The 23,454-nt window shown below is 66.9% G+C and carries 24 protein-coding genes and 1 tRNA gene; 2 read left to right on the top strand and 23 right to left on the bottom strand.

Translation table 11 applies throughout. The annotated features are described in order from the left end of the window. Window positions 1-72 precede the first annotated feature (72 nt). From VGN72_08315 to VGN72_08240, 16 genes are all read right to left on the bottom strand, one after another. Entirely contained in the window at window positions 73-615 is a 543-nt protein-coding gene (locus tag VGN72_08315) for a hypothetical protein (GenBank protein ID HEV7299353.1), read from the bottom strand. Then, window positions 612-3,002: a type II secretion system secretin GspD gene (gspD, locus tag VGN72_08310; protein HEV7299352.1), complete on the bottom strand. Its 2,391-nt coding sequence runs from the start codon at window positions 3,000-3,002 to the stop codon at window positions 612-614. The genes VGN72_08315 and gspD overlap by 4 nt, the downstream gene beginning before the upstream one ends. A 24-nt stretch (window positions 3,003-3,026) precedes the next feature. Continuing rightward, a complete protein-coding gene (locus VGN72_08305; protein HEV7299351.1) occupies window positions 3,027-3,755 on the bottom strand; it encodes a hypothetical protein in 729 nt (242 codons plus the stop codon). 23 nt (window positions 3,756-3,778) lie between these two features. After that, complete coding sequence (locus VGN72_08300) at window positions 3,779-4,348, bottom strand: GspMb/PilO family protein (protein HEV7299350.1); 570 nt, start codon at window positions 4,346-4,348, stop codon at window positions 3,779-3,781. 4 nt (window positions 4,349-4,352) lie between these two features. Then, window positions 4,353-5,771, bottom strand: a complete 1,419-nt coding sequence (locus tag VGN72_08295) for a hypothetical protein (GenBank protein ID HEV7299349.1) — start codon at window positions 5,769-5,771, stop codon at window positions 4,353-4,355. After that, window positions 5,768-7,129 carry a helix-hairpin-helix domain-containing protein gene (locus VGN72_08290; GenBank protein ID HEV7299348.1) on the bottom strand — a complete coding sequence of 454 codons (1,362 nt, stop codon included), beginning with the start codon at window positions 7,127-7,129 and terminating at the stop codon, window positions 5,768-5,770. Before VGN72_08290 ends, VGN72_08295 begins: the two co-directional genes overlap by 4 nt. Then, complete coding sequence (locus tag VGN72_08285) at window positions 7,126-7,839, bottom strand: type II secretion system protein GspJ (GenBank protein HEV7299347.1); 714 nt, start codon at window positions 7,837-7,839, stop codon at window positions 7,126-7,128. The genes VGN72_08290 and VGN72_08285 overlap by 4 nt, the downstream gene beginning before the upstream one ends. Beyond that, on the bottom strand, window positions 7,836-8,303 hold the full coding sequence (locus VGN72_08280) for a type II secretion system protein (protein HEV7299346.1): 468 nt from the start codon (window positions 8,301-8,303) through the stop codon (window positions 7,836-7,838). Before VGN72_08280 ends, VGN72_08285 begins: the two co-directional genes overlap by 4 nt. Beyond that, the gene (locus VGN72_08275) at window positions 8,300-8,818 is read right to left on the bottom strand and encodes a GspH/FimT family pseudopilin (GenBank protein HEV7299345.1); all 519 of its coding nucleotides are present in this window, start codon (window positions 8,816-8,818) and stop codon (window positions 8,300-8,302) included. Before VGN72_08275 ends, VGN72_08280 begins: the two co-directional genes overlap by 4 nt. A 130-nt stretch (window positions 8,819-8,948) precedes the next feature. Further along, entirely contained in the window at window positions 8,949-9,365 is a 417-nt protein-coding gene (gene gspG / locus VGN72_08270) for a type II secretion system major pseudopilin GspG (GenBank protein HEV7299344.1), read from the bottom strand. A gap of 45 nt (window positions 9,366-9,410) precedes the next feature. Further along, window positions 9,411-10,631, bottom strand: coding sequence for a type II secretion system F family protein (locus VGN72_08265; GenBank protein ID HEV7299343.1), 1,221 nt, complete (start codon window positions 10,629-10,631; stop codon window positions 9,411-9,413). Beyond that, window positions 10,628-12,352 (bottom strand): GspE/PulE family protein, encoded by a 1,725-nt coding sequence (locus VGN72_08260; protein ID HEV7299342.1) that lies wholly within the window; start codon window positions 12,350-12,352, stop codon window positions 10,628-10,630. The genes VGN72_08265 and VGN72_08260 overlap by 4 nt, the downstream gene beginning before the upstream one ends. Window positions 12,353-12,459: 107 nt before the next feature. Beyond that, complete coding sequence (locus tag VGN72_08255) at window positions 12,460-13,065, bottom strand: hypothetical protein (protein ID HEV7299341.1); 606 nt, start codon at window positions 13,063-13,065, stop codon at window positions 12,460-12,462. 606 nt (window positions 13,066-13,671) lie between these two features. Next, window positions 13,672-14,799 carry a type III polyketide synthase gene (locus tag VGN72_08250; protein HEV7299340.1) on the bottom strand — a complete coding sequence of 376 codons (1,128 nt, stop codon included), beginning with the start codon at window positions 14,797-14,799 and terminating at the stop codon, window positions 13,672-13,674. Then, window positions 14,796-15,977 (bottom strand): FAD-dependent monooxygenase, encoded by a 1,182-nt coding sequence (locus VGN72_08245; GenBank protein ID HEV7299339.1) that lies wholly within the window; start codon window positions 15,975-15,977, stop codon window positions 14,796-14,798. Before VGN72_08245 ends, VGN72_08250 begins: the two co-directional genes overlap by 4 nt. Continuing rightward, window positions 15,970-16,677 (bottom strand): methyltransferase domain-containing protein, encoded by a 708-nt coding sequence (locus VGN72_08240; protein HEV7299338.1) that lies wholly within the window; start codon window positions 16,675-16,677, stop codon window positions 15,970-15,972. The genes VGN72_08245 and VGN72_08240 overlap by 8 nt, the downstream gene beginning before the upstream one ends. A gap of 230 nt (window positions 16,678-16,907) precedes the next feature. Between VGN72_08240 and VGN72_08235 the strand changes: the two genes are divergently transcribed. After that, the gene (locus VGN72_08235) at window positions 16,908-17,789 is read left to right on the top strand and encodes a sigma-70 family RNA polymerase sigma factor (protein HEV7299337.1); all 882 of its coding nucleotides are present in this window, start codon (window positions 16,908-16,910) and stop codon (window positions 17,787-17,789) included. An 18-nt stretch (window positions 17,790-17,807) separates the two neighbouring features. Here the strand turns inward: VGN72_08235 and VGN72_08230 are convergent, their stop codons facing one another. The 6 genes from VGN72_08230 to VGN72_08205 form a co-directional block, all read right to left on the bottom strand. Further along, window positions 17,808-18,242 (bottom strand): hypothetical protein, encoded by a 435-nt coding sequence (locus VGN72_08230; protein ID HEV7299336.1) that lies wholly within the window; start codon window positions 18,240-18,242, stop codon window positions 17,808-17,810. Then, window positions 18,239-18,754 carry a hypothetical protein gene (locus VGN72_08225; GenBank protein HEV7299335.1) on the bottom strand — a complete coding sequence of 172 codons (516 nt, stop codon included), beginning with the start codon at window positions 18,752-18,754 and terminating at the stop codon, window positions 18,239-18,241. Before VGN72_08225 ends, VGN72_08230 begins: the two co-directional genes overlap by 4 nt. Next, window positions 18,751-19,146 carry a hypothetical protein gene (locus tag VGN72_08220; GenBank protein ID HEV7299334.1) on the bottom strand — a complete coding sequence of 132 codons (396 nt, stop codon included), beginning with the start codon at window positions 19,144-19,146 and terminating at the stop codon, window positions 18,751-18,753. The genes VGN72_08225 and VGN72_08220 overlap by 4 nt, the downstream gene beginning before the upstream one ends. Window positions 19,147-19,149: 3 nt before the next feature. Next, window positions 19,150-20,442, bottom strand: a complete 1,293-nt coding sequence (locus VGN72_08215) for a type II secretion system F family protein (GenBank protein ID HEV7299333.1) — start codon at window positions 20,440-20,442, stop codon at window positions 19,150-19,152. Beyond that, window positions 20,439-21,683 (bottom strand): type II secretion system F family protein, encoded by a 1,245-nt coding sequence (locus VGN72_08210; protein HEV7299332.1) that lies wholly within the window; start codon window positions 21,681-21,683, stop codon window positions 20,439-20,441. The genes VGN72_08215 and VGN72_08210 overlap by 4 nt, the downstream gene beginning before the upstream one ends. A 187-nt stretch (window positions 21,684-21,870) precedes the next feature. Continuing rightward, on the bottom strand, window positions 21,871-22,968 hold the full coding sequence (locus VGN72_08205) for an ATPase, T2SS/T4P/T4SS family (GenBank protein HEV7299331.1): 1,098 nt from the start codon (window positions 22,966-22,968) through the stop codon (window positions 21,871-21,873). 16 nt (window positions 22,969-22,984) lie between these two features. Here VGN72_08205 and VGN72_08200 point away from each other — a divergent pair, with 16 nt between their 5' ends. Next, window positions 22,985-23,401 carry a hypothetical protein gene (locus VGN72_08200; protein HEV7299330.1) on the top strand — a complete coding sequence of 139 codons (417 nt, stop codon included), beginning with the start codon at window positions 22,985-22,987 and terminating at the stop codon, window positions 23,399-23,401. Here the strand turns inward: VGN72_08200 and VGN72_08195 are convergent. After that, a tRNA-Val gene (locus VGN72_08195) sits at window positions 23,375-23,448 on the bottom strand. The genes VGN72_08200 and VGN72_08195 overlap by 27 nt on opposite strands. Between the last annotated feature and the right edge of the window lie 6 nt (window positions 23,449-23,454).

The raw sequence follows: 23,454 nt of genomic DNA, 5'->3' as shown, positions 1-23,454 counted from the left end.
TTCCGGTCGCTCCGCCCCCTCCCTAACCCTCCCCCGGAGTACCGGGAGAGGGGACCAGAGCACACGCATTCCTTACTCTGGCGGGCGCAATAAGAAAAACGATTCCGGCAGCGCGATCACCTTGGTCTGCAGCGGTTCGTTCGGGGTGGGTTCGACGATGCTGATCGCCCAGCGCATCCGCGAGTGCGATGGCGCGGGGTCGGCCAGAATGATGCGAAGGTTACGCTCGGGGATGAAGATGCCGTTCGGCGTGTACAGGAACGGCCGGCCGGACACCGGGCAGACCGTGTCAGGCAGGCTGTCCATGCCCGGGCTGCTTTTCAGGTCGGCGAGTGTTTCGGGCAGCGTGTGGTGCGTCACGTAGTACAGCAGGATGCCGCCGCTGATGTCATGCAGGCGCATCGCACAGGGGTCGGTGTTGGAAATCGGCTGGCTCGCCTGCAGGTCTCCCGTGCTGGCACCAGTTGTCGAACCGGCCCCCGCGTTTGACGTCTGCTTACCGCTGCCACAGCCGGCCAGCATCAAGCAGATTACGACCGCGCACCGGCCGAGCCAGCCGCAGGCGATGGCGCCTGCGGTGCGAACTCGGCTGGCGATCGAGGATCGGTGTATCACGGTGTCCATGGTTGTGGCGACAGCGGTGCGCCAGGGTCGGTCGTCGGCTGCGTCGTGCTGCCGCGCTGAAGGCCTTGCATATGATAGTCGAACATGCCCGGCGCCACAGCCTTCGGCACCAGCTTCGTGCCCTCCAGTTCCTCGGCCGACATCGCTGGCAGTTGCTTGGCATCGGTCGCAACGTGCGGCGTCAGGAAGATCAGCAGCTCCGTCTTGGCCTTCGTCTTCTGCCGCCGTTTGAACAGTTCGCCGAGCAGGGGAATGTCGCCCAGGATCGGCACCTTGCTGATCGTGTTGGTAACGCGATCTTCCATCAATCCGCCGATCACGATCGTCTGCCCGTTTCGTACCGACACGCGCGACTGTGCCGACCGCTTGGCGATTACCGGTTGCGTCACGCCCGGGGAGATCTGCACGCTGGTGCCGGTGAGCGACGAAATTTCCGGGGCCACGTCCAAGATGACCAGCCCATCGGCGTTGATGTGCGGGATAACGTCGAGCAGGATGCCCACGTCCTCGTATTCAGCCGTGTTCGTCACCTGCCCGTTCTCACCGATGATCGACGTGCCGATGCGCGGCACCTCCTGGCCCACCGTAATGCTCGCCAGCTGATTGTCGGACGCCAGAATGTACGGCCGCGACAGCACGTCGAGTTTGCCCGTCGTCTCCAGCGCGCGGATGGCGGCGGTGAAGTTCGTCTCCATAATCTGCAACACCAGGCCGGTGCCGCCATCGGTGGGGATGCCGAAATTTGTGCCGATCTGCGAACCGGACTCCACTGTCTCTCCTGCGGCGTTCACGCCGGTGCGCAGGTTCAGCACAGACAGTTGCGCGCCAATGTCCAGACCGTTGTCGTGCGTCACCTCGGCCACCAGCACCTTGATCAGCACCTGCGGCACCGGGCGGTCGATCTCCTCCAGCACGGTCTTCACGCGTTCGAAGTTGGCGGGCGACGTGCGCACGATCAGCGAGTTCGTATCGACGTCGGCGATCAGGTAGACCCGCCCGGCCAGTTCCGAAGCCGTCTGCGCGGCGCCTTGGGAAAGGCGGCCTTGCCCGCCGAACAGCGAACCGAAGCCGCCACCGAAGCCACCGGCGTTGCCAAAGCCGCTGGATTGCGTGCGCGTCTGGCCGGTGTTCACGTTGGCGCCGAAGCCACCGGCACCGAAGCCGCTCGACGTCCGGCTGCTGCGGGCCTGCCGTAGCAAATCGGCGTTGCTCGTGATCGTGCGCTGCGGCGGGGGGCTGCCGCTGAACAGGCTGTTTAGCACCGTCTCCAGGTTCACCGCCTGCGCGTTCAGCAGGCGATAGACGAAGACCGATTCCTCGGCCGCGGGGTTTGAATCCAGTTCCTTCAGCACGCGCTCGACCACCTCCAACGTGTCGGGCGGCCCGCTGATCACCACCGAATTCGTGCGATCGTCGGAACCGGCCGTCAGCTTGCCCGAGCGCGAGGCGCTTTCCTGCGCCTGCTGCTGCATGAAGCGCCGGAACTGGTCGCGACGGTCGCCGCCACCACCCTGGTTCTGTTCACCCGGTTGGCTGCCTTGCGGCCGCGCGGCGTCCAGGTTGCCGAAGATGCTGTTGATCAGCGTGGCGGCGGTCGAGGCGGTGGCGTGCTTCATCTGCACCACCTTCACGTCGACCGCGTCGGCCAGCGACGTGTCCAGCGCCGCCACGATCTGCACCACGCGCTTCACGTTGGCCGACGTGTCCGTGATCACCAGCGCGTTGCTGGAGGCGTTCGACGCGAAGTCGGCCTCGGGGTTAATCAGCGGTTGCAAATCGGCCTTCAACTGCGTTGCGTCGGCAAAGCGCAGCGGGATGACCTGCGTGATCAGCTCGTCCGTCGCGGCGATCTGCGCGGGGTCGTTGCCGGTGCGCACGGGGATGTTCAGGCGCTTGGCGGCGTCGCGCGCGACGATCTTCAGGATGCGCTCCTGCTGAATGGCGGTGTAGCCGGCGTTGCGCAGCACGGTGTTCAGCAGCGCAACGGCGTCGGACGGGTTGACCGGTTGCCGGCTGACGAGCGTCACGCGGCCCTCGGGTCGCACCTCCTTCACCACGATGAATCCCGCGGCGGCCGAGAGTTCATCGAGGACGACGTCGATCGACGCGTCCTGGAAGTTCAGCACGAGGCCACCGCGCTGCTCGGTGATGCCGCGCGTCGTCGCCGGTCGACCGTTCGCCTGCGTCGCCGGTAGCGTGGTCGGCTGTGTCGCGGGCAGCGTGGTGGGCGACGCGGCGGGCGCGACCTGCGCGTGCGCCCGTTGCGGCGCGGGCAGGTAGACGCAGGCCATCGCGGTGGCGACGGCAGTGGCGAGCAGCCCGGTGGCGCGCGGCCGGGGGATCGAACGGGAGCGCTGCGGTGGGACGGAATTGATCATGTACGTAAATCCTTGCCTGAAACGTTACCGGGTCGGTCGTCCACCACCGCTTTGCTGGCGGCGCAGTCGCATTCGTTCTTCAATACTGGTGGCGCTTCCACCGGGCGGCGACGGTGACGCCGATGTCGATGTCGATGTCGTAGCGCCACCGCTGCCGTTGGTTGCTTCGGTCGTGGGTTGCGGCAGGGGCGAGGTTGCGCGGGTGCCGGTGAAGTTCTGGCCGACCTCGATCCAAAGCTGCTCACCGTCGTGTTGAAACAGGACGGCGTCGGCCTCGATCTGGACGATCTGCCCGCGCGCTACGTCTTCGCCGGGCAACAGGCGCAACATGCGACTTGCGCGGGTGTCCTCGACGTACGCGCGCAGGTCGACGTCCTCCAGCACCACGCCGCGCAGCACGAAATCGCGCTCCGGTGCCGCCGGTGGTGCCACGGGTCGCGACGTGACTTGTTGCACGGCACTGGCCGGCCGCGGGCGCGGGCGGTTGCGCAGGAAGATGCTGCGCTCGCTCAGCATTCCATACTGGCCCGCGAACGAAGCCGGGGCCACCGCGGTGGCGGGTGGCGCGGCGGTCGGGGGCGCGGGGACCGTCGCCGGTAATTGTTCGTCCGCCTCGGCTTCATCCGCCTCCGCCGCGGGAATCGTGGTCGCTGCGATCGACGGCGGCAGCGGTATCGAGATGGTGACCTCATCCGTTGTCGGCTCGTCCTGGGCCAGGGCTGACGCGGCCGACAGCAGGGGCAGTGTGCTCAAGAGCATCGTCAACGCGCATCGGCTCATCGGGCACCCGTCCTTCCACCCGCGGCATCGCCGGCCGGGGGAGGCGGTGGGGCGTAGATCGACGAGATCGAGACCTGCAGCGCCAGGTCGTCTGTCCCTTCCTTGCGCGATGCGATCTGCAACTCGCTCACGCGCACCGGCACCTTGGCCGTGTGCACCGAGTACAGGAATCGCGACACCTGCGCCATCGTGCCGGCGGCGGTGGCTTGCACCGAAATGCGTTGGAAGCCCTGCTCGCCCTCGCCGCGGCCGGTCTTTAGCGCGCTCAGGGGCAGGCCGGCGTCCTGTGCCCACCCGTCCACGCGGTTCAGCAACTGGCTTTGCCCGGCCGACTCGTCGGTCTTCACCGTGTCGCCGGCCATATCCTTCCACTTCCGGCGGGCACGCAGGCTGTTTTGGAACAGCTGGTCGGCCTCGCGCAGTTCGCGATTGGCAAGCGCAACTCGCTGGTCGGCATCATTCAGACGTGCCAGCAACGGCGACAACAGAACGCTGTCGAGCGCGAACAGCCCAATCACCACTGCAGCGCCGATGCCGACGTACTTTTCTCGGTTCGATAGCTTCATCGCGTTACTCGTCCCCCAGGTAGGTAAAGCTGATCGTGAAGGTGACCTCCTGGCCACCGCTGCTGCCGCCGGCCTCGCGCAGGTCGTCCTGCTGCACGTTGGCGAAGTGCGGGTTGGCGCGCAACCGGTCGGTTACCGTCAGCACGATCTGCTGATTCGTGGCCTTGCCCTGGATCTGTCCCTTGCCGTTGCTGCGAAGGTTGAAGGCGGTCGTCCAGATCGGTTCGTCATAGTCGAACGCCAGCGTGACCTCGCGCAGGCATGCCAGCGCATCCGGCCGAGCCTCGAAGAACGTGCGGCCATAGGAGACACGCTCGATGTTGGCCTTGGCGGCCTTCACGTCGGCCTCGAGCGTCGTTAGCTGCGTGTTCAGCATCACGGCCTCGGCCTCGCGCTGTTGCACCATCGTGTAGAGCGTGGCGAGGCCGACGATGGACAGCACGGCGATCGCGATCGCCCACACCGTGCGCCGCCCGAAGCGGCCCTGCACCACCGGCGCCAAGCGCGGGGATGCGAAGTCCACCGGCAGGCGCGAGCGATCCAGCCCCGCGCCGGCGAGCGCGATCGCGGGCAGGTACGCCTCGGCCGGGCGACCGACGGCGGCGCCGTTCAGCGCGGTCTGCTCGACCGTGGCGCCAAGCGACGCGATGGTCGGCTGCGACCGCACGTCGACCTTCAACCGCTCGGCCAGCTCGCGCGATTCTGGCCCGGCCAGGCCGGCGCCGTCCCACAGCATAACGCCGGTACCGGCGCCACCGGCCATCGCCAGTGCCCGGCGCAGCTCCGCCGATGCTGCCGCCAGCCCACCCGGGCCGCGGGTCGCGAAGGCGACGTGTCGCAGCGTGCGCGGCGCACCGTCCCGCGGCACCACCAGTTCGGCGCCCCTGTCGCTCAGCAGCACGAGCGGCGATTCACTGGCGGCGTTCAGGTATCGCGCGGTCGCCAGCGCGGTCGACGTAACGGCTGCGATCGACAGGCCGGCGGCCTCGGCGGTCCTCGTCACCTGGTCGAGGTGCGTCCGCAGCATCGCCACCAGCAGCACGCGCGACGCGGTCGACGCGCTAAAGCTACCGGTGAAGTCGGCGACCATCGGGGCGTTGTCGGCCATGGTCATGCGCTCGGCGTGCAGCCGAAGGATCGCCTTGGCTTCCTCGTCACCGGTCGGGGGCAGTTCCTTCTCCTGCGACAGCAGCCATCGCGCCGGCACCCCGATCACGGCGCGACTGGCGGTGAAGCCGTGCTCGCGCAGGAACGTGCCCAGTGCCGCCCCCTGTTGCGTGCCATCACCCGTGGCATCGGCGGTGGGCGTGAAGCGACCCACCTTCTGAACGACTATGCCGCGCGCGCCACCGGCGACCTGCGCGCACAGGATGGCGCCGTCGCTGAACACGAGACCGAGCATCGGTGATGCGCGAAACTTCATTGCATCGAACCTTGGAAAGAGGACGCGAAGCCACCGCCGTTCAACCCCCGACCGTCACGAAGCGATGTGAGGATCGCCGGGTCCAGCGGCCAGCCACCGTCGGACAGCTCGCGACGATAAACGATCCGCGGCGCCGTGTCGTCGCTCGCGTCGATCACGATTCGAACGTGCCGGAACGCGCGACCGTTCGCCGTCGCCGTCACAATGTCGGCCGAGAACTGCCGGCCCTGCCCGGCGATGCGATCGCCGAGGCCGACAGCGCGGCCCTCCAGCGCATCATAGACCCACGCGATGGACGTCGGGCTCTTGGCGCGCTCGGCGTCGCGGCGGGCGACCAGCTCGTCGACGTCGTCGGTCGACAGATTCAGCACGGCCCCAAGCACCTCGCGCGGCGCCTGGAAAACGTTGATCTGCCCCTTCAACGGTTGCGCGGGGTCGGCAGTGGTGATCTGGTCTTCAATCAGTGCCAGTTCCGAGGCTTTCAGGCCGGCGCGGTTGGCGAAGTCGAAGAGGTCGCGCGAGTTGCCGCGACGCGTTGCGCGCACGATCTCGCTGCCGCGCAACTGGCCGAGCTTTTCCTGCAGCAGCTTCTCCAGCGCGTCCTGATTCCCGCGGCCGTTGATGCGCACGCGTGCGGTGCCGTCGGCGGCGGTGTTGGGGCGGCTGCTCCAGACGGTGAAGCGGTCAAACAGGCCATACGTGCCGCTGACGCTGGCCTGGGCACTATCGGTGATCACGCTACCGGTGGCCGACGTGCCGTACAGCAGTGCTGGCGTCATGCCCTTCACCAGCAGCAGTTCCTCGACCGTCTCGAACGGCGCGTTCTTGGCCACGTAGGCGGCGCTGGCAGCCTGATATTCCTGCGATTCGGCGCCGTTGGCCGACAGCGTGTCGTCCTCGTCGCGCCAATCGATGATGGCGGCGGCGAGCTCGGGCGTCATGTTTGGGACCGATTCGAGCGTGCGCTGATCGGCGGTGTTCAGGTTCACCTTCGCCGATTCGTCGAGCAGCCCGTACTGCGGCAGCGTGGTGTCGCCAAAAGTCGGGCGCACGATCCAGAAGTAGCCGGCCCCCACGGGCACGTTTGCAAACTCAGACTCGCTCAGGGTAGCCAGGCTATCGCGCTGGGTGGCGAGCAGCGCGAGCACGTGCTGTTCCGCCCCGCGCTGCACGGCGACCGCCTGCATCGCGGCCACGCCATTGGCAGCGGTGAGCGACTCGGCGCGCGACCAGCGGCCGAGCGACAACACCATGGACGCGATCGCGAACACGACCACCATCGTGATGATGAGGATGCTGCCGCGCCGTGACCGCAGGCGCGTGCCGTGCAGCGAAGTTGTGCGGGTGGGGCACATCATTGCGTTTCGGCGGGCGCCTCCGTCGCGGTGGTGGACGTTGTTTCCGGGGGGGCGGCGATGCAGACGATTGGTACGATGCGCGACATCCGGTACGGGCCGCTGCCGTCGCGCGTGGGTTGATCGATCTCGATGCCGATCTGCACGGCCTGCGGCAGCGCGTTGGCGAGCGCGGCCGAGTCCCACGTGTCGGTCCATTCGGTGCCGTCGTAGTACCGCAACGACAGCGCCCGCACGCGCGGCGACAGCACTTCCTGCTCGATTGGCGCCTCGTTCTGCGACAGCAGGTTGCGGCTCACGCGCCGCACCAGCAGTGGCTGTGGGCCGGTGGTGTCGAGCGCCAGTTCGACCTGCCGCACGCCCTCGGCAAACGGCGCCGGCACCTGGCCGTATAGATCGCGACCGATCGTAAAGAAGTTCACGCGGTCGGCCGACCCGAAACCGGTGGTGGCGGGGGTGGCGATAAAGGCGCCTGCGAGCGTGCCACCGGGCGGCAGGATCGACTCGAAGTCGCTCTGCAGCAAATCGAGCAGGATTTGCGCGGGCCTGGCGGCCGCGGTCTGATTCTCGGCAGTCGTGCGGGCGCGGAAGGCGGTGCGCATCGAACCGTACAACGTTAGCGAGATCATCGCGACCATGCCGAGCGACAGGATCAGTTCCAGCAGCGTAAACGCGCTACGATGGCGGCGGCGGTGATGGTGGGGCATCGTCATGGTGTCGCCCCCGTTGTGCCGCCACTGGCGGCACCGCTGGTTGAACTGGACGTCGCGGCCGCGGGGTAGATGAGGGTGGTTAGCGTGACCCACTGTTCCAAGCCCTGCGCGGTCCAGATCACGCGCGCGTTCACCTCGTACAGCCCGTTGTCGCGCTGGGCGGATGTCGTCTCCCAGCGGTACTCGGGGAAATCGGGGAACGCGCCCGAGCTGCTGAACAGCGTGACGTCCTTCAGTACGGTGAGCTCGGCGAGCTTGCTGGCAGCCAACTGGCCGGCTTCGGTAAGTTGCCGTGAACGCGCCGCGGCCTGCATCGACAGCGTTACGCCGCGCATCGCCACCGGCAGCACGATGGCCACCAGCACCAGCGCCGCCAGCACTTCGATCAGCGTGAACCCACGTCGCGCGGTCGTTCGGTGACCACGGCTCAGCGGCTGCGGAAGTTGGACGGGCGGTTGCGTCATGGCGTAGCGATCACGCGTTGAAACGGTTCGGCCGGGAAAGCGCAGGCGAACTCGATCGCCTCACCGGTGCGCCCGATCAGCCGCACGCTGCAGGGGGTAGTGCGGCCGTTGGGATAAAAGTCGATCGCGTTGGGCTCGGTGCCCGTCGTGTTGATCTCGATGCGGTGCTCGGCGGGCAGCGCCGTCGGTTGGCCGAACTCGCCGGGCACGGGGAGCCATTCGGCGCCGTTGAGCGCGCCCAGCACGTACGTGTTGGCCGCCGTGTCGACCTGCAACCGATGCGGCACCCCGGTCGCGGCCGCCTGCGAGCGCGCGAGTTGTGTGGCGGCCAGGAACTGCTGGCCGGCATCTCGTAGCGTCGCGCCCTGGCTCCAGCCGCGCAGCGAAGGGGCGGTCAGGGACACGCCGATCGCCAGCACGACCATCACGAGCACCATTTCGATGAGCGTGAACGCGCGGCGATCATCGCAATGACTCGTGCGAAGCTGATGATGATGGACGCTACGGATGTTCAACAAATTCCTCGTTGTAGTGGCGACGCCTGCGTCGCGCTGCGGCGCAGCCGCAATATAGATCCTCAATCGGCGTCGATGCTGCGCATCGACCGCGACACAGGCGTCGCCACTACAGGTCGCTCATGACGCATCAATTATCCCAGTTGCCGATGTCGTCGTTGCCCTCGCGGCCATCGACGCCGAGCGAGTACAGATCGAAACCGCTCGTGTTCTTCTGGCCCGGGTAGCGATACCCGTACGGGTTGCCCCACGGGTCTTTCGGCAAGCCGCGCTCCAGGTAAGGCCCGCGCCAACCCTGCACGCTGGCCGGCTGCTGCAGCAGGGCGCCCAGCCCCTCTTCGGAGCTTGGGAAGCGACCCGTGTCGATCTCGAACGCGTTCAGCGACGTCTGCATGTTCGAGATGTCCGTCTTCACCGCCGTCTCGCGGGCCTGTTGGGAACGGTTGGTGAACTTCGGCACCACCAGCGCCGCCAGCACCGCCAGGATCACCAGCACGAGCAACAGCTCGATCAGGGTAAAGCCACTTCGCCGCGTGTTGTTTCGCATTTGTCGATTCATGTCTCTTCTCACATTCCTCTTCACTGAGCACTGCTAATTGATCATGTCCTGCAACGTAAACACCGGCAGCAACATGCTGACCACCACCGTGCCGATCAGCGCCGCCATGATGACCAGCAACAACGGTTCGGCCAGCGCGACGAACATGCGCAGGTGGCGGTCGAGATCCCCTTCGTACGCACCGGCCAGCCGAACCAGTTCCTTATCCACACGGCTGGTTTCCTCGGCCATCGCGATCATCTCGATCACGCTTGGCGGGAACAGCTGTTGATTAACCGCCAGCGCCTTGCTGAGGGCCGTGCCGCGCTGCACCTGTTCGATCGCGTGCGAGATGGAGTCGGCCAGCGACTGATTGCCCAGCGCTTCCCGCGCCACCCGCAGCGATGCCACCAGCGGCACGCCGGCGGCGATCAGCGTGCCCAGCATGCGGCAGAAGCGCACGAGCGCAAACCGCGCCGCGACGGTGCCGAGCACCGGTGTGCGCAGGATCAGCCGTTCCAGGAACCGCCGGCCCGGGGGCGTGGCGAACCATCGCCGGATCATGACGACGACCACGACCAACACGATCGCGATAAACGGGCCGTACCTCAGCAAACTGTTGCTGATTGCGACGACGAACTGCGTGAGCAACGGCAGCTTCGAGCCGAACTGCGCGAAGATGCCGGAGAACTTCGGGATGAAGAACGTCAGCAAAAAGATCAGCACGACCGTCGCCACGGTGGCCAGGGCCAGCGGGTAGATCATGGCGGCCTTCACCTTGCCGGTGAGGTCGCGTTCGCGTTCGCGGAAGTCGGAGATCTGTTGCAGCACAACGGGCAGAAAGCCGCCCGCCTCACCGGCGCGCACCATGGCGACGTAGACGCCGGAGAACGCCTGCGGAAACTTCGCCAGCGAATCGCCGAGCGATTCACCGCCCACCACGTCATCGTGAATCTTCGTCCACGCGGCCTTCGCTGCGGGATGAGCGGCCTCGCGCTTCAGCAACGCCAGCGCCCGGGCCAGAGGCAGGCCGCCAGCCAGCAGGTTGGCCAGCTCACGCGTGAACGCCTCCACCGCCTTGCCCGGCACCTTCGCCGGCACGCCATCGGTGGCGGTGATGAACGATCCGGCGTTGCCGCCCGATTCCTGAAGCGACAACGGCGACAGCCCCTGGCGCATCACCTCGTCCATCGCAGCGGCGCGCGTGTCGGCGCCAACGGTACCGGTGGTCCGCTTGCCTGCCTTGTCGATCGCGACGTAAGTGAAGGCGCTCATGTGCGCGTGGCCTCCACCACGGGGTCGGCGAAGCTCAGGTGCGACTCTTCGTCCTTCGTGTTCTGCAGGATCTCCTCGACCGTGGTCTGCCCGCTGCGCAGCAGGCGCCAACCGTCGTCGCGCAGGCTGCGCATGCCTTGCTGCATCGCCACCTTGCGAATGGCCTGCGACGGCGCACGGCTGAGGATCAGCGAGCGCACCTCATCGCTAATGCCCATCATCTCGAACACGCCCTGACGCCCGCGGAAACCCGTGCCGCTGCACGCGCGGCAACCGGTGCCGTGGTACATCACCTCGGGCGTGCGGTCGCCGTACAGTTGCCGCAGGCGGTCGGTCTCGTCGCGACCGAGCGGTTGCTTGCACTTCTCGCAGATCAACCGCACCAATCGCTGGGCGATGACCACTTCCAGCGACGACGCGACCAGATAAGGTTCGACGCCCATATCCACCAGCCGCGTGGCGGCGCCGGGCGCATCGTTCGTGTGCAGCGTGCTGAAGACCAGGTGACCGGTGAGCGATGCCTGCACGGCGATCTCGGCGGTCTCGCGGTCGCGAATTTCGCCCACCAGCACCACATCCGGGTCGTGACGTAAGATGGCGCGAAGGCCGGCCGAAAAGGTGAGGCCGGTCTTGTTCGATACCTGAATCTGGTTCACGCCGCGCAGCTGGTATTCGACCGGGTCCTCGATCGTCACGATCTTGCGCTGCACGTCGTTGATCTTGCTGAGCGCCGCGTACAGCGTGGTGGTTTTGCCCGAGCCGGTGGGACCGGTCACCAGCACGATGCCGTGCGGCATGTCCAGCACCTGGTCGAACAGCGTGCGGTCGCGCGACGCCATGCCGAGGTGTTCGGTGCCCATGAGCGCGCTCATGCGGTGCAGGATGCGCAGCACGACCGCCTCGCCGTGGATCATCGGGATGATGCTCACGCGCACGTCGATCTCGTTGCCCGCCAGCTTCAGCTTGATGCGGCCGTCCTGCGGCAGGCGCTTCTCGGCGATGTCCAGGTGCGACAAAATCTTCAACCGGCTCACGATGGCCGCGTGAAACCGGCGGACGGAGCCGGGCACGTTGGCCTCGACCAGAACGCCGTCGATGCGGTATCGCAGGCGCAGCTGGTCCTCGAACGGCTCGATGTGCACGTCGGTCGCGCGCGACTCGATCGCCTCGGTCAGCACCTGGTTGACGAAGCGGATGATCGACGCGTCCTGCGCCGCCGACGCATCGTCGAGGTCGTTGTCGCCCTCGGCGTCGATGACGCTCAGTCCGGCCTCGGCATCCAGCGATTGCAGCGTGTCGGCGCCAACGCCCAGCAGCCGCTTGATCGCGCGGTCGATCTCGGTGGATGGCGCCAGGCCGAGCGTGTACTCGCGGTTGGTCAGCAGGCGCAGCTCGTCGAGGGCGGTATGGTCGCTCACGCGCGACGAGGCCACGACGACCGCGCCGTCAGCCTCGTAGATCGGCAGCACGTTGTGCCGCACGAGCACGCGCGCGGGAAACGCGGCCAGGAATTCCTTCGTGGGGGTCTGCTGCTCGACGTCGATGTACGGCAGCTCGAGCGAATCGGCGAGGAAGCGCAGCATGACCTCTTCGGTCACCCCGTCGGCCGACAGCACGGCCTCTTCCAGTGGCTTGCCGGTGTCGATCGCGCCGGCGGCGCGATCGCGGGCATCGGCGTCCAGCAGGCCGCGGCGAAACATCTGGTCCAGCAACTGATTCACTTCGGGTTCCCTTGGGCCAGCGGGGGGAGACGATTTCGTCACGAGAAACGAAAGCCCCCGCCATGGCTTTACACCATGGCGGGGACGAAAATTGGATGCGATGGATGTTACTCCAGCATGCCGGTCAGCACGAGCACCGCTTCCTGATGCACGGTGACGACTTCCTTCAGTTCGGCGCGGGCGGTCTTCAGTTCCTCGGCCGTCTTTTCCTGGGCCGCGCGGTAGGCGGTCAGCTTGGCGGTGAGGTCGGTCTCCGAGGCGTTGTCGTTGCGGACGGCCTCGCGTAAGTCGCGAGCGGCCTTGCCCATTTCGGTCGTGGGCTCCTGACCACCACCGGGGCCGCCTTGGCCACCGCCCGGGCCACCGGGGCCACCGGGCCCGCCACCCCAGCGTCCGCCGCCCATCATCATGCCGGCGCGGGCCTCGCGCTGGGCCGTGGCCACGCGCTTGATCTTAGGTTCCAGGACGGCCCACTCGTCGTCCGGCACGTCCAGCTGTTCCTTCATGCGCTCCAGCATGCGCTGCTGCATCTGCTCGGGATCCATGCGCGGGCGGTCGCCGCGCTGGCGGTCGCCACCACCACCGCCACCTTCACCACCACGGTCGCGCTGGCGGCCACCGCCGTCACCTTGGGGGGCATCTTGGGCCAGGGTGGGGCTCGCGATAACCGCGACGCCGAGGGCCAGACTGCTGCAGAGAAGTTTCCAATTCATTGCGTTCCTCCAGTAGCCAGGGGGAGATAAGGCGCCTGGTCGCCCGGTTGAGCCCGTTTTGGGTTTGCCGTCTCATCCGACGGCTTGCAACACCCCTACAAACGCCACGGGTCGAGATTTATTCCTGCAGGTGGAATTCGGTGGATTCCCCGCGGGCGGGCAGGGGACAGGGAACGATGATCTGAACTTCCCGGGCGTCGTGATCGCAGAGTTGCCCACGAACAGGCACGAAGGAACACGAATAAGAGCGGAGAGCCGCTGCGTCTTTTTATTCGTGTCGATTCGTGCCCATTCGTGGGCCGACTGTATTTCGAAATCACCCTCACCTAGCCTCTCCCGGCGTACCGGGAGAGGGACCGGAGCGTACTCGTCCGGCCGAATGGCGACGGTTCGCGGCTGCCTTACCGTGGCATGGGCGTCCCGCCCATGCGTGTGGACTGGAACGGGTAGTTCGATTTGCTGGTTACCGCGCTGATCAAGCCGCTGAAACGAGTTGTGTCTTCCGGCCTCATGACATGCATGGGCGAGACGCCCATGCCACGGTTGGAGCGGACGCTATCCTGTCCTGTGACACCCTTTTGAGATGACGATCGACCCAGCCGTGCATCACCGATACAACAAGACGCCTTCCAGCATCAACCCCGGCCCAAATCCCATCGCGACGCAGCGGCCGTGGGCGTTCTCGTCGGCCATTTGTCGCAGGATGAACAGGACGGTCGCCGACGACATGTTGCCACGGGCCGCGAGGATATCGCGCGATCGTTGAAGCGCATCGTCGGGCAGTTCCAGTGCCGTGCCAGCCGCGGTCAGGATGCGCGGGCCGCCAGGATGCACGGCCCATTGATCGACGTCGGCGATGCGCACGCCGTTGCTGCCGAGCCATTCCTGACACCACGGGCGCAGGTGGCGCTCGATCATCTCGGGCACCTGGGCAGACAGGGTCATTTCGAACCCGTGGTCGCCGATGCGCCAGGTCATCGCCTCGCGCGATCCGGGTACGAGCAGGCTCGCGACCGCATCCAACTGCCAGAGGTGCGGGCGCCCCACACGATCCACGTTGGCCACGACCGCCGCTGCGGCGCCGTCGGCGAAAAGCGAGTTGGCGACGACGCGGTCGGGGCTCCAGCCGTAGGCGAAGTGCAGGCTGCAGAGTTCCACGCAGCAAACCAGCACGACGGCATCCGCGTCTGCCAGCGCGATCGCGCGGGCGGCGCCCAGCGCATTCAAGGCCGCGTGGCATCCCATGAACCCCACGTGCAACCGCGACACGCTCGGGCGAAGCGCCAGGCGTTCGATCAGCTCCACGTCCAGGCCCGGCGCGGTGAAGCCGGTGCAGGAGACCGTGATCAGATGCGTCACACGCTCGGGCGGAACCGCGGCATCGGCCAGCGCATCACCGGCGGCGCGATGCGCCAGTTGCGGGGCTTCGATCGCGTACCGATTCATTCGCTGCGCGGTGCCGGGGCCGCGATCCGTCGGTTCTGCGCGAGGTGGATAGAACTCGGCGATGGAACGGCCGTCATTGGGATCGTCCGATTGTTGCAGCACGCTGCCGCGGTTCACGGCACCAGCGCGCGAGAAGACGCGGCGAAGCCACGAGCGCTGCTGTTCCTCGTCGCACGACAGCCGTTCCCCCATGGCGGCCGATTCCGTTTGCGCGATGGAGCGCGGCGTTGCCAGCCCGATGCTCAGCAGGCCGATGACGGGGGGGCGATCGACGGTCGCGCTGCTCATGCCGTCACCGCCTTCTCGTACGATGGTCTGTCGAGCGGCGCTGATTCCGCGGGACGGTTGACCAATCGTGCAAGCGCCGGCCAGCGCTTCAGCATCGCCACGGCCGCCGTGGCAACGGTCGGCCGGCGAGCGGCATACCGGACCGCACGGCAGGCGTACTGCTGGCGATGAACAGTGCGATGATGACGCTGTGCCCATTTAGTGGCGAGATCGGCCGGCCACGCCTCTGAAGGATCGGGAAGCAGGGCGGAAACTTCCGTCGCGCCGCGAAGCGCCCACGCGATACCTTCACCAGTGAACGGTTCGACGTAGCCGCACGCGTCGCCGACCACCAGCACGCGATGCCCCCCGTTGCCGACGCGCTGCCGCGTCAGCAACGGCGTGCCCTGCAGGTGGCCGAACTGGTCCGCGTTGATCGCGTAGCCGCAACCGCGCAGAATGCGTTCAATCAAAGCCGCCGGCCCACCCAATTCGCGGCACGCAGACGGGTCGAGCGCTGCGGCGAGGTGGATGGAAGCGTCATCGTATCGCGTGAGGCCGACGTAACCGCGCTCGCCGACGTTCATCTCGATGGTGCCGTGCGGCAGGTCCAGTTGGAGCTGCGCCGCCGGCGCCGCGACGCCCATCCACGCGTGCCGGGCGACGCGCCATCCGGCCCACGGTTCATCGCTGACGCTCGTGCCGGCCAAGCCGTCGCAGGCCAGCACCGCTCGGCTGCGCAACGAGACGGTCGTCGAACCACACCGCGCGTTGACGGAGCGCATCGCGGTGTCGCCATCCTGCGGCTGCACGCTCGCGGTTGCGCCAGTGATGAACGTGCCACCGCGTTGGATGAAGACGGCGACCAACTGCTCATCGAGCGTCTTGCGATCGATCGCGGCGCCACCGGGTGTCGACACGTCGGCGACCCGGTGACCGATGCGCACCCGCACGCGTTCCAATGGAACCGCCGACCGCAGTGCAGCGCCAAGGCCGGCCTGGCGCAGGATCTCGACGGCGGTGGCGTTCAGGCAACCGCCGCACACCTTCCTGCGCGGCCAGGCCGATCGTTCCAGCAGCAGGACGCGCCAGCCGCGCCGCGCGAGGATCGCGCCGGCCGTCGCGCCCGCAGGGCCGGCGCCGACCACGATCGCATCCCACGTTTGTTCGGCCGCTGCCGCGAGCGCGCGTTCAGTCATGGCGGGCCTCCCACTGCAGCAGCATGCGCCAGGGGAATTGCCGTCGCACCGTCGCACCCTCGAGGCCGCTGCGCGTCGCCATCCGCCGCATCTCGTCGATCGTCCACGCGCCGCGCACGCTCGCGGGGCCGTCGTAGTGGACGATCTCGCTCCGGCTCAGCACCCGGCATCCCACATGCGCCGCCGCCAGGCCCGGCAGCGAACGGCGCAAATCGCTTATAAGCAGAACGCGCGGCGCCGCCCGGCGAATGTTGGCCAGCACCGCGACGGCATCGGCCTCGGTGAGGTGATGCAAGAACAGGCTGCTCGTGATGACGTCGAATTCGCCGGGCGGCAATGTGTCCACCGCGTTGCCCGCATGCACCTTCACGCGATGCCCCGCCTGCTCAGCCTGCTGGCGGGCGTGGTCGAGGGCAACATCGCTCTGATCGAACAACGTGAGGTTCAGTTCCAACCCGTGCCGCTTCGCCGCGGTCGCGAGTGCGATGGGCACGTCAGCCCCGCCCGATGCCACATCCAGTAATCGCACGGTGCGCCACCTCTCGCGTGCCGCCACCTGGCGAAGCGGGCCGAGCATGGATCGTGCCGCGAACGAGATGCGGTTGATCCGCCGCAGGCCGGCTAGCGCGCGCAGGTGCGACTGCGGCGCCAGGTCGGGCGCATCCATTCGTTCGGCGACGTGCTTGCGAGCGATCACCATAAGTCCATACCGCAGCCGATCATCCGTCGTCCTAAGCCCAGGCGGCGGCCGGTCAACACATTACCGGTCGGCGAGTTTTCTGAACACGACCGAAAAAACGTCACGCGCGGGACGGTCGGTCGGAACATCCCACCGTGCGCCCGCCGGACGGTACGGCGCGTTGCGCCCAACGGATGCGAAAAACGAAATTCGTTTGTTACCTGCCGGGCGCCGGCGTACATAGCAGGGGGATGATCTCACAGCGCGACAACTGGGAACTGCTGCAGGCCTACGTGCGCGACCGCGACCAAGCCGCGTTTGCGCGGCTGGTGTCCGGGCATATCGACCTCGTCTACTCGGCGGCGCTGCGCCAGGTGCGCGACCGGCACCTCGCCGAGGAGGTGACGCAGGCGGTCTTCGTGCTGCTGGCGCAGAAGGCGCACTCGCTGGGCGCGGGCGTGATCCTGTCGGCGTACCTGCTGAAGGCCGCGTATTACATGTCCAAAAATACGCTGAAATACGAGAATCGCAGGCGAAAATACGAGAGAAAGGCGGCGGAAATGAGCGTCCGTTCGCTAGCGGTGGGCGACGTGGCGTCGACGATGTCCGATTTGCTCGATGAGGGCATGAACCAGCTGAACGACCGCGAGCGGGCCGCGATCGTGCTGCGGTTCTTCGAGCAGCGCAGCCTGGCCGAGGCTGGCGCCGCGATGGGCGTCTCCGAGGACGCCGCGGCGATGCGGGTCAGCCGGGCGATCGGCAAGTTGCGGCAGTTCTTCCAGTCGCGCAAGCTCACGCTGAACGCCACCGAGGCCGGCACGCTGATGATGGCGATCGCCGTCCGCAACGCGCCACCGCAACTGGCCGAGACGACCTCCCAAGCCGCCATGACGATCAACGCCACGCCTGCCGATCCCACCGCACCCGCCGCCGGCGATTCGCACCCGATGATCGAGATCATTGGCGACGCCACCCGCGCCATGCGGTACGACCGCGCGGTCGCGCTCCTACGGCTAACCGCGACCACCGCCGCGGTCGTGCTGGCGATCTGCGTGCTGTGTCATCTGATGTGGACGATCGCCCGTCCAACGCCGATCAAGGCGCCACCGGACCGCGCGATGGTGATGGATTAGCCGGCGTGATTTCATGGGTCATTTTTGTTCAGAATCCAGTGCATCCGGCGCATCTAACGCGACGCTTTCGATCGTCCACGCATTCCCGGAACGCGTCAGGCGCAGCCGCTGCGTCGCCTGCCGACCGGCATGGCGAGCGGCCACCGTTGCGATGACGGCATCGCCATCGGGCTGCGTTGAAATCTGAATGCCATCCCCCTCGGTCGCTGCGTATTGCGGCACCGGCACTTCGAACGTTGTCGCTTTCGGTGCCGCCGGCCACGATCGCGATTGGTCCAGCAGCACGGTCCCACCCGCGACGAGCAGTTGCCGTAGTTGGGCGTCGTGCGTTTCGCCGGCGGTTCGCCGGGCGTCGGCGGTTGCCAACAGCGCGACCGCGAGCATCGCGGTCGCGACCAGCGGCAGCGTGAGGATCGTGGTCAACATCGCCAGCCCACGTCTGTGCCGTCTCATGGTTGGCCCTCCTGCATCAGGGGGATCGCGCGGGCCAGCGACAGCCGCGCGGGTGGCGCACCCGTAACCTGCGAAAGGACGGCCAGGCCGGCGTCATCTCGCTCGAATGTGGTCGTACGCTGCAGGTCGTTCCATCGACGCGGCGAAGTGGGTTCGCCATTGCGCTTTAACGTTCGCTGGAGCTCGCCCGACTCGGTGGCTTCCCAGATGGCGGTATCTGCGCCTGACAGTCGAATCTCACACCGTTGCGGGTTGGCGACGGTGATGTCGCGGGCGCCCCAAACGTCCTGCCGAAGCTGAAGGCTGGCATCTGCCCATTGCGACATCGCCGTATGAGCCACCTCCACGCGGTGCGTCGTGCGGAACGTCGTGTGAAACAGTCGGCCCGCGACAAGGGCGAACGTGCTGAACAGCACGAGCGTGATCAGCATCTCGATCAACATGAAGCCGTTGAGTTGACCGGCAACGGACGATGTCGAGATGGGACGAGTTGATGTGGAGCAACAGATCATCGCTCCTCCTTGCCGGCGTTCTCCGCCGGTCGCGGGTTCGCGCTTTCCACATCCTGCCAGCTTGCGATCGACTGCTCGGGAACGAGACCTGCGAGCGTGATGCGTTGCCGTCCACGTTGGCCGGTCATTTCGACCCAAGCACGGCCGTCGACCGGGTCGGCATCCAGCCGGCGCAGCTTCAGGCTCAGGCCCGCGGTGGGCGCTGGTGGGGCACCGGCCTGCAGGCGGTTCATCGCTTCCTCCACCGCGGCCGTCGTCGACCGCGAATCGGCCAGCGTCGCCGTCACATGGTTATGGCGGACGATGACGCCCGTGAGCGCTGCCAGCAGGATGCCGATGAGCGTGAGCCCCGCGACGACGTCCAGCAGCACGAACGCGTTTCGCTGTCGCATCCCTTATCCTCCAAAGCCGATGGACACCTGGTCGGCCATTCGCGTTAACGGCACCAGCATGGCCAGCGCGACGGCGGCCACGCACACGCCCAGGACCAGCGTCACCGCCGGCACGTACGCGCCGACGATCAGCGCGCGCGATCGGCTGTACTTCGAACCGTAGTAGCGCGATAGAAAATCGCACACCACCAGCGCGCCGTTGCTACCGTGCGCCGTCGCCAGCAGGCCAACCACCAGCCGCGGCAAGCCCGCGAGCCGCGCGGCATCGGCCATGCTCGCGCCGGCTTCCAGTTCGCGACGCCAGCGCGACAGCTTCGCTGCCAGTACGGCATTCACGTCGATCCGGCCCGCTTCTTCCACGGCACGCGGCAGCGGACGCCCGCTGCGCACGGCATCACCGAGCGTCGCGAACGTGTCGGCCAGTCCCCGGTCGCGCGCTGCGGCGCCGGCCAGTGGGATGAACCACGTGACCCGATCGGTCAGCCCGCGAAACACGCCGTGGAAGCCGGACCGCACGACGAAAAATCGCTCGGCCGCCCGCCCGGCGACCAGCAGCGCTACGACGGCGAGGAGGAACGTCAGTGGGAAGAGGATGTCCCGGCTGAAGCTCAGCACGAGCAGCGTGATCGGTGGGAACGAGATCTTGAAGTCGAGGAAGATCTGCTCGTACTTGGGCATGACGAAGATCATCAACATCGTCAGCACGAGCGTGATCATGAGCGCCAGGGCGAGCGGATAAATCCGGTAGAAAGCGACGTTTAGCGGGTCGGGCAGCATTGCCCGGCCGTTCTCGCGCAGCAGCCGTTGCAGCGCGGGCGCCACGGCGCCGGTCGCTTCGCCGGCGCGGATGAGCGCCACCGCGCGGTCCGGCATCTCCGGCGTCGTGTGGCGCAGGCTGTTGCTGATCGGGTGACCCTGTTCGACCATCGCGCGCAGGTCTCGCAGTCGCCGGCGCGTCACGCCACGCTCCGACCGCGCGGCACTGGCGAGCATCGCGGGCAACGGCAGGTTCAGGCGCACGGCCTGGTCAAGGTAGCTCAGGATCGCCATGCTGCGCTGCCGGCGCACGTAGCGAACCGCCTCGGCGGCCGATGCCAAAAGCAGCAACGCCAGCAGGGGCGCCACCACGAGCATCATCGGGATCGTGAAGTACAACGCGCCGCCCAGCAGCACGAGGATCACGACCGCAGCGAAACACCAGAAAAGGCTGGCGGCCAGTGCGTGCAATACCGAACGATCGCCCGGCGCGCGCGGCGGCGCGGGGGCGGCCAATGGCGCGCGGGATGCACTGTTCATAGCCCGCCTCCAGTGATCGATTTCAAAAGGCTGATCATCGGCGCCAGGATGCCCAGCAGGATGAACCCGATGATGATCGTGACGACGATCAACAGCACTGGTCCGAGCACTGCCGGGATGACAGCCATCCGTTGCTCGGCCTGCTGGGCGTACATCTGCGCGAGCGTTCCCAAGCCGTTCGACAGTTGCTGCTCGCGCACCGCCAGCGCGACCGTCGCGGTCACACTGGCCGGCAGCAGGCGAAGGCCCGGCGGGGGTTGGTGCGCCACGGGAGACGATTGCAGCCAGTCCAACAGCGCGTCGCCATCATGTCGCAACGCTGGCGAGCGCACCGCGTCGGACGCCAGGCCCACCGCGGCGGGGAGGTCGAGGCCGGCGTCCACCGCGAGCTTCACCGCGTCGCACCAGCGCGCCAGCAGGCTGCGGCGAAGGACCGGGCCAACCAACGGTAGTGACAGCATCGCCGACTGACCGAACCCATCGCCCCGGTGGCGCAACATGGGCAACAGGACGAACGCGCCGACGCAGAGGATCACGACCACGATCAGCAGCATCGGCAGCACGCGACCAAACCACAGCAGCAACTGAGTGACGGCAGGCAGCTGCACGCGGAACGATTCGAAGATAGATTCGAACTGGGGCAGGACGAACTGGCTGAGGAACAGCAGCACCAGCGCCAGGCCGATCAGCACCATCAACGGGTACGCCGCCGATCGCCAGAGCAGGCCGCGCAGGCGTTGCACAAGCTCGCTGTACCGGCTGAGGTTCAGCAGCATCGCCGGCAGGTTGCCACTGCGCACGCCCGCGTCCATCAGCCGACCGTACAGCGGTGGGAACTGCGTCTGGTGCCGTTGAAACGCCTCACCGATCGGCACGCCCCGTTCGAGTTCCTCGGCCACCAGGTTCACGGTGCGCGACAGTCGGCCGGACCGCATGTCCTGCGCAATCAACCGCAAGCCCTGTTCCAAAGGCAGGCCAGCGCTGGCGAGTTGGCCGAGCTGTTGGTTGAACGCGACGAAATCGTCGCCGCGAAGGGGTTTTGGTTTGACGGGCGTTGCGCTGTTGAGTTCCAGCACGCGCAATCCCAGGCGCGACAGACGGGCCTGCGCATCGTCTGCATCGCGCGCGTCGATGGAACCGTTGATCGCATCGCCCGCGTTGGATTGGGCGCGGTAGGCGAAGCTGACGACGGGGCCCGTCGCTGTTGGCTCGCCCGTCGAAACTGCGTCTTGCGATTGCATGCTGCCGGCCCTCCCAAGGTTGCGCATCAAGGTGCCACTCAAACGATCCGCGGGCACCGCTCGGCGAGTTCCGCCGAACGGGCCGCAGGTCGTCCCCGCCGTTCATTAGAATGTCCGGCCGAGCGACAATGCTAACCGCAATTCGGTTCGCCATGTTTGGAGCGGGCTCTATAAACCACCGCCAATTCTACACCGGCGTGCCCAGCACGCGTGTGACCTCTGCGGCGTCCGTCACACCGGACCGAACGAGGTCGGCCGCGGCGTCGTGGAGGGAACTGTACAGGGGTTGTGCTGCGAAAAGCGATCCGATCTCCGCAGCGTCGGCCCGCTGCAGGATGGCGTGCCGGACGGCGTTGTCGATCATCGCGATGGACGCGACCGGCGCGCGACCTCGATACACCCCTTCGTCACCGGTGCGCCGCCGCAGCAGTCGCTGCGCAACGACGGCGAAGAGCGCGCTGGTGATCTGGTAGGGCTCCAAGCCCATCTCCAGCAGTCGCGAGACCGCGCCACCGGGGCTCGCGGCGTGCAGCGTCGACACCACGCGGTGCCCCGATAGCGCCGCCTGCACCGCCAACGATGCCGTCGCGGCATCGCGAATCTCACCGATCATCAGCACTTGTGGATCTTGCCGCAGGATGCTGCGCAGCGCGCGTTCGTACGTCAGTTCGCCAAAGCGCGACACCTCGATCTGCGTGACGCCCGGCAGGTCACGCTCGACCGGGTCCTCCAGCGCAATGATGCTGATGCCCTGCGCCTGGGATGCCAGCTGTGCGAGCAACGCGTGGATGGTGGTGGTCTTCCCCGAGCCCGCCGGCCCGGTAAGCAGCAGCATGCCACTGTCGGCTTTAGTGAACTGGCTCAGGCCCTGCAGCACCTTGTCGGGCAGCGTCAGCGTGTCCAATTGAAGGGGTCGATCGAGTTCCGCGGGAAGCCGGATCGCGGCGCGCAGGCCGTGCGTGGTGGGCATGACGGCCAGTCGCAGTTCGAGCGGCCGTTGGCTCGCGTCATCTCCGCCATAGCGCACGCGTCCTTCCTGCGGCACGTCGAGCCGATAGGTGAGCAACTGCGCCATCACCATCAGGCGCGTCACGGCCGTTCGCCCGGTGGTCGGGTCCAGCTGCCGCACGGGATGCAGCAGACCATCGATGCGGTAGCGCAGTTCGTAGCCATCGGCGGTCGGTTCCACGTGCACGTCCGACGCCGACCGACGAACGGCGTCGGCCAACATTTCGTCGACCACAAGACGCGGATCGGACGGCGGTAGTGAAGTTGGGGCGGCCATGGTCGGGTCAATATACATGTCCGCACGGCCGGTGGGCGCAACGGCCGGCGGGCCAGCTGAGGTCGGCGGTCAGGTTATGCTAGATGTTGCGCAGCAAGTGGCGCGGAAGTCGGTGTTGCTAGCGTGGGAACTCGATGAAATTCACTTCGGCGAGATCGTCAAAGGTCGCCCGCCCGCCCGCCACATATCACCCGACTTGATCGTGATTTTGGCACCCATCGAACTCAGCGTACACGTGTCCAGCGCGCTGGAACCCATTCTAAACGGGACTGGCCGGAAGCATCGGCACGGCGTGCTGCGCCTGAAACAGACGATCCGAAAGACCGCCTTCATCAAACATAACAAGGCTGCAGAACTGGAAGTTGGGTGGGCCGCTGATACAGCTACCGACAGGAGTTACAGTAAATGGGCGATACAGGGCTCGAACCTGTGACCTCAGGTGTGTGATACCTGCGCTCTAGCCAACTGAGCTAAACGCCCGTGAAA

This window comes from Tepidisphaeraceae bacterium, from assembly GCA_035998445.1.
Taxonomy (GTDB): domain Bacteria; phylum Planctomycetota; class Phycisphaerae; order Tepidisphaerales; family Tepidisphaeraceae; genus DASYHQ01.
The sequence above is the reverse complement of the archived record's forward strand: the minus strand, read 5'-3'. Positions and strand labels throughout refer to the sequence as shown.

Coding starts and splice junctions, on each gene's coding strand:
- gspD (HEV7299352.1), bottom strand. CDS start 3,002: ATGATCAATTCCGTCCCACCGCAGCGCTCCCGTTCGATCCCCCGGCCG.
- VGN72_08300 (HEV7299350.1), bottom strand. CDS start 4,348: ATGAAGCTATCGAACCGAGAAAAGTACGTCGGCATCGGCGCTGCAGTG.
- VGN72_08295 (HEV7299349.1), bottom strand. CDS start 5,771: ATGAAGTTTCGCGCATCACCGATGCTCGGTCTCGTGTTCAGCGACGGC.
- VGN72_08290 (HEV7299348.1), bottom strand. CDS start 7,129: ATGATGTGCCCCACCCGCACAACTTCGCTGCACGGCACGCGCCTGCGG.
- VGN72_08285 (HEV7299347.1), bottom strand. CDS start 7,839: ATGACGATGCCCCACCATCACCGCCGCCGCCATCGTAGCGCGTTTACG.
- VGN72_08280 (HEV7299346.1), bottom strand. CDS start 8,303: ATGACGCAACCGCCCGTCCAACTTCCGCAGCCGCTGAGCCGTGGTCAC.
- gspG (HEV7299344.1), bottom strand. CDS start 9,365: ATGCGAAACAACACGCGGCGAAGTGGCTTTACCCTGATCGAGCTGTTG.
- VGN72_08265 (HEV7299343.1), bottom strand. CDS start 10,631: ATGAGCGCCTTCACTTACGTCGCGATCGACAAGGCAGGCAAGCGGACC.
- VGN72_08255 (HEV7299341.1), bottom strand. CDS start 13,065: ATGAATTGGAAACTTCTCTGCAGCAGTCTGGCCCTCGGCGTCGCGGTT.
- VGN72_08250 (HEV7299340.1), bottom strand. CDS start 14,799: ATGAGCAGCGCGACCGTCGATCGCCCCCCCGTCATCGGCCTGCTGAGC.
- VGN72_08245 (HEV7299339.1), bottom strand. CDS start 15,977: ATGACTGAACGCGCGCTCGCGGCAGCGGCCGAACAAACGTGGGATGCG.
- VGN72_08240 (HEV7299338.1), bottom strand. CDS start 16,677: ATGGTGATCGCTCGCAAGCACGTCGCCGAACGAATGGATGCGCCCGAC.
- VGN72_08235 (HEV7299337.1), top strand. CDS start 16,908: ATGATCTCACAGCGCGACAACTGGGAACTGCTGCAGGCCTACGTGCGC.
- VGN72_08230 (HEV7299336.1), bottom strand. CDS start 18,242: ATGAGACGGCACAGACGTGGGCTGGCGATGTTGACCACGATCCTCACG.
- VGN72_08225 (HEV7299335.1), bottom strand. CDS start 18,754: ATGATCTGTTGCTCCACATCAACTCGTCCCATCTCGACATCGTCCGTT.
- VGN72_08220 (HEV7299334.1), bottom strand. CDS start 19,146: ATGCGACAGCGAAACGCGTTCGTGCTGCTGGACGTCGTCGCGGGGCTC.
- VGN72_08215 (HEV7299333.1), bottom strand. CDS start 20,442: ATGAACAGTGCATCCCGCGCGCCATTGGCCGCCCCCGCGCCGCCGCGC.
- VGN72_08210 (HEV7299332.1), bottom strand. CDS start 21,683: ATGCAATCGCAAGACGCAGTTTCGACGGGCGAGCCAACAGCGACGGGC.
- VGN72_08205 (HEV7299331.1), bottom strand. CDS start 22,968: ATGGCCGCCCCAACTTCACTACCGCCGTCCGATCCGCGTCTTGTGGTC.
- VGN72_08200 (HEV7299330.1), top strand. CDS start 22,985: ATGTCCGCACGGCCGGTGGGCGCAACGGCCGGCGGGCCAGCTGAGGTC.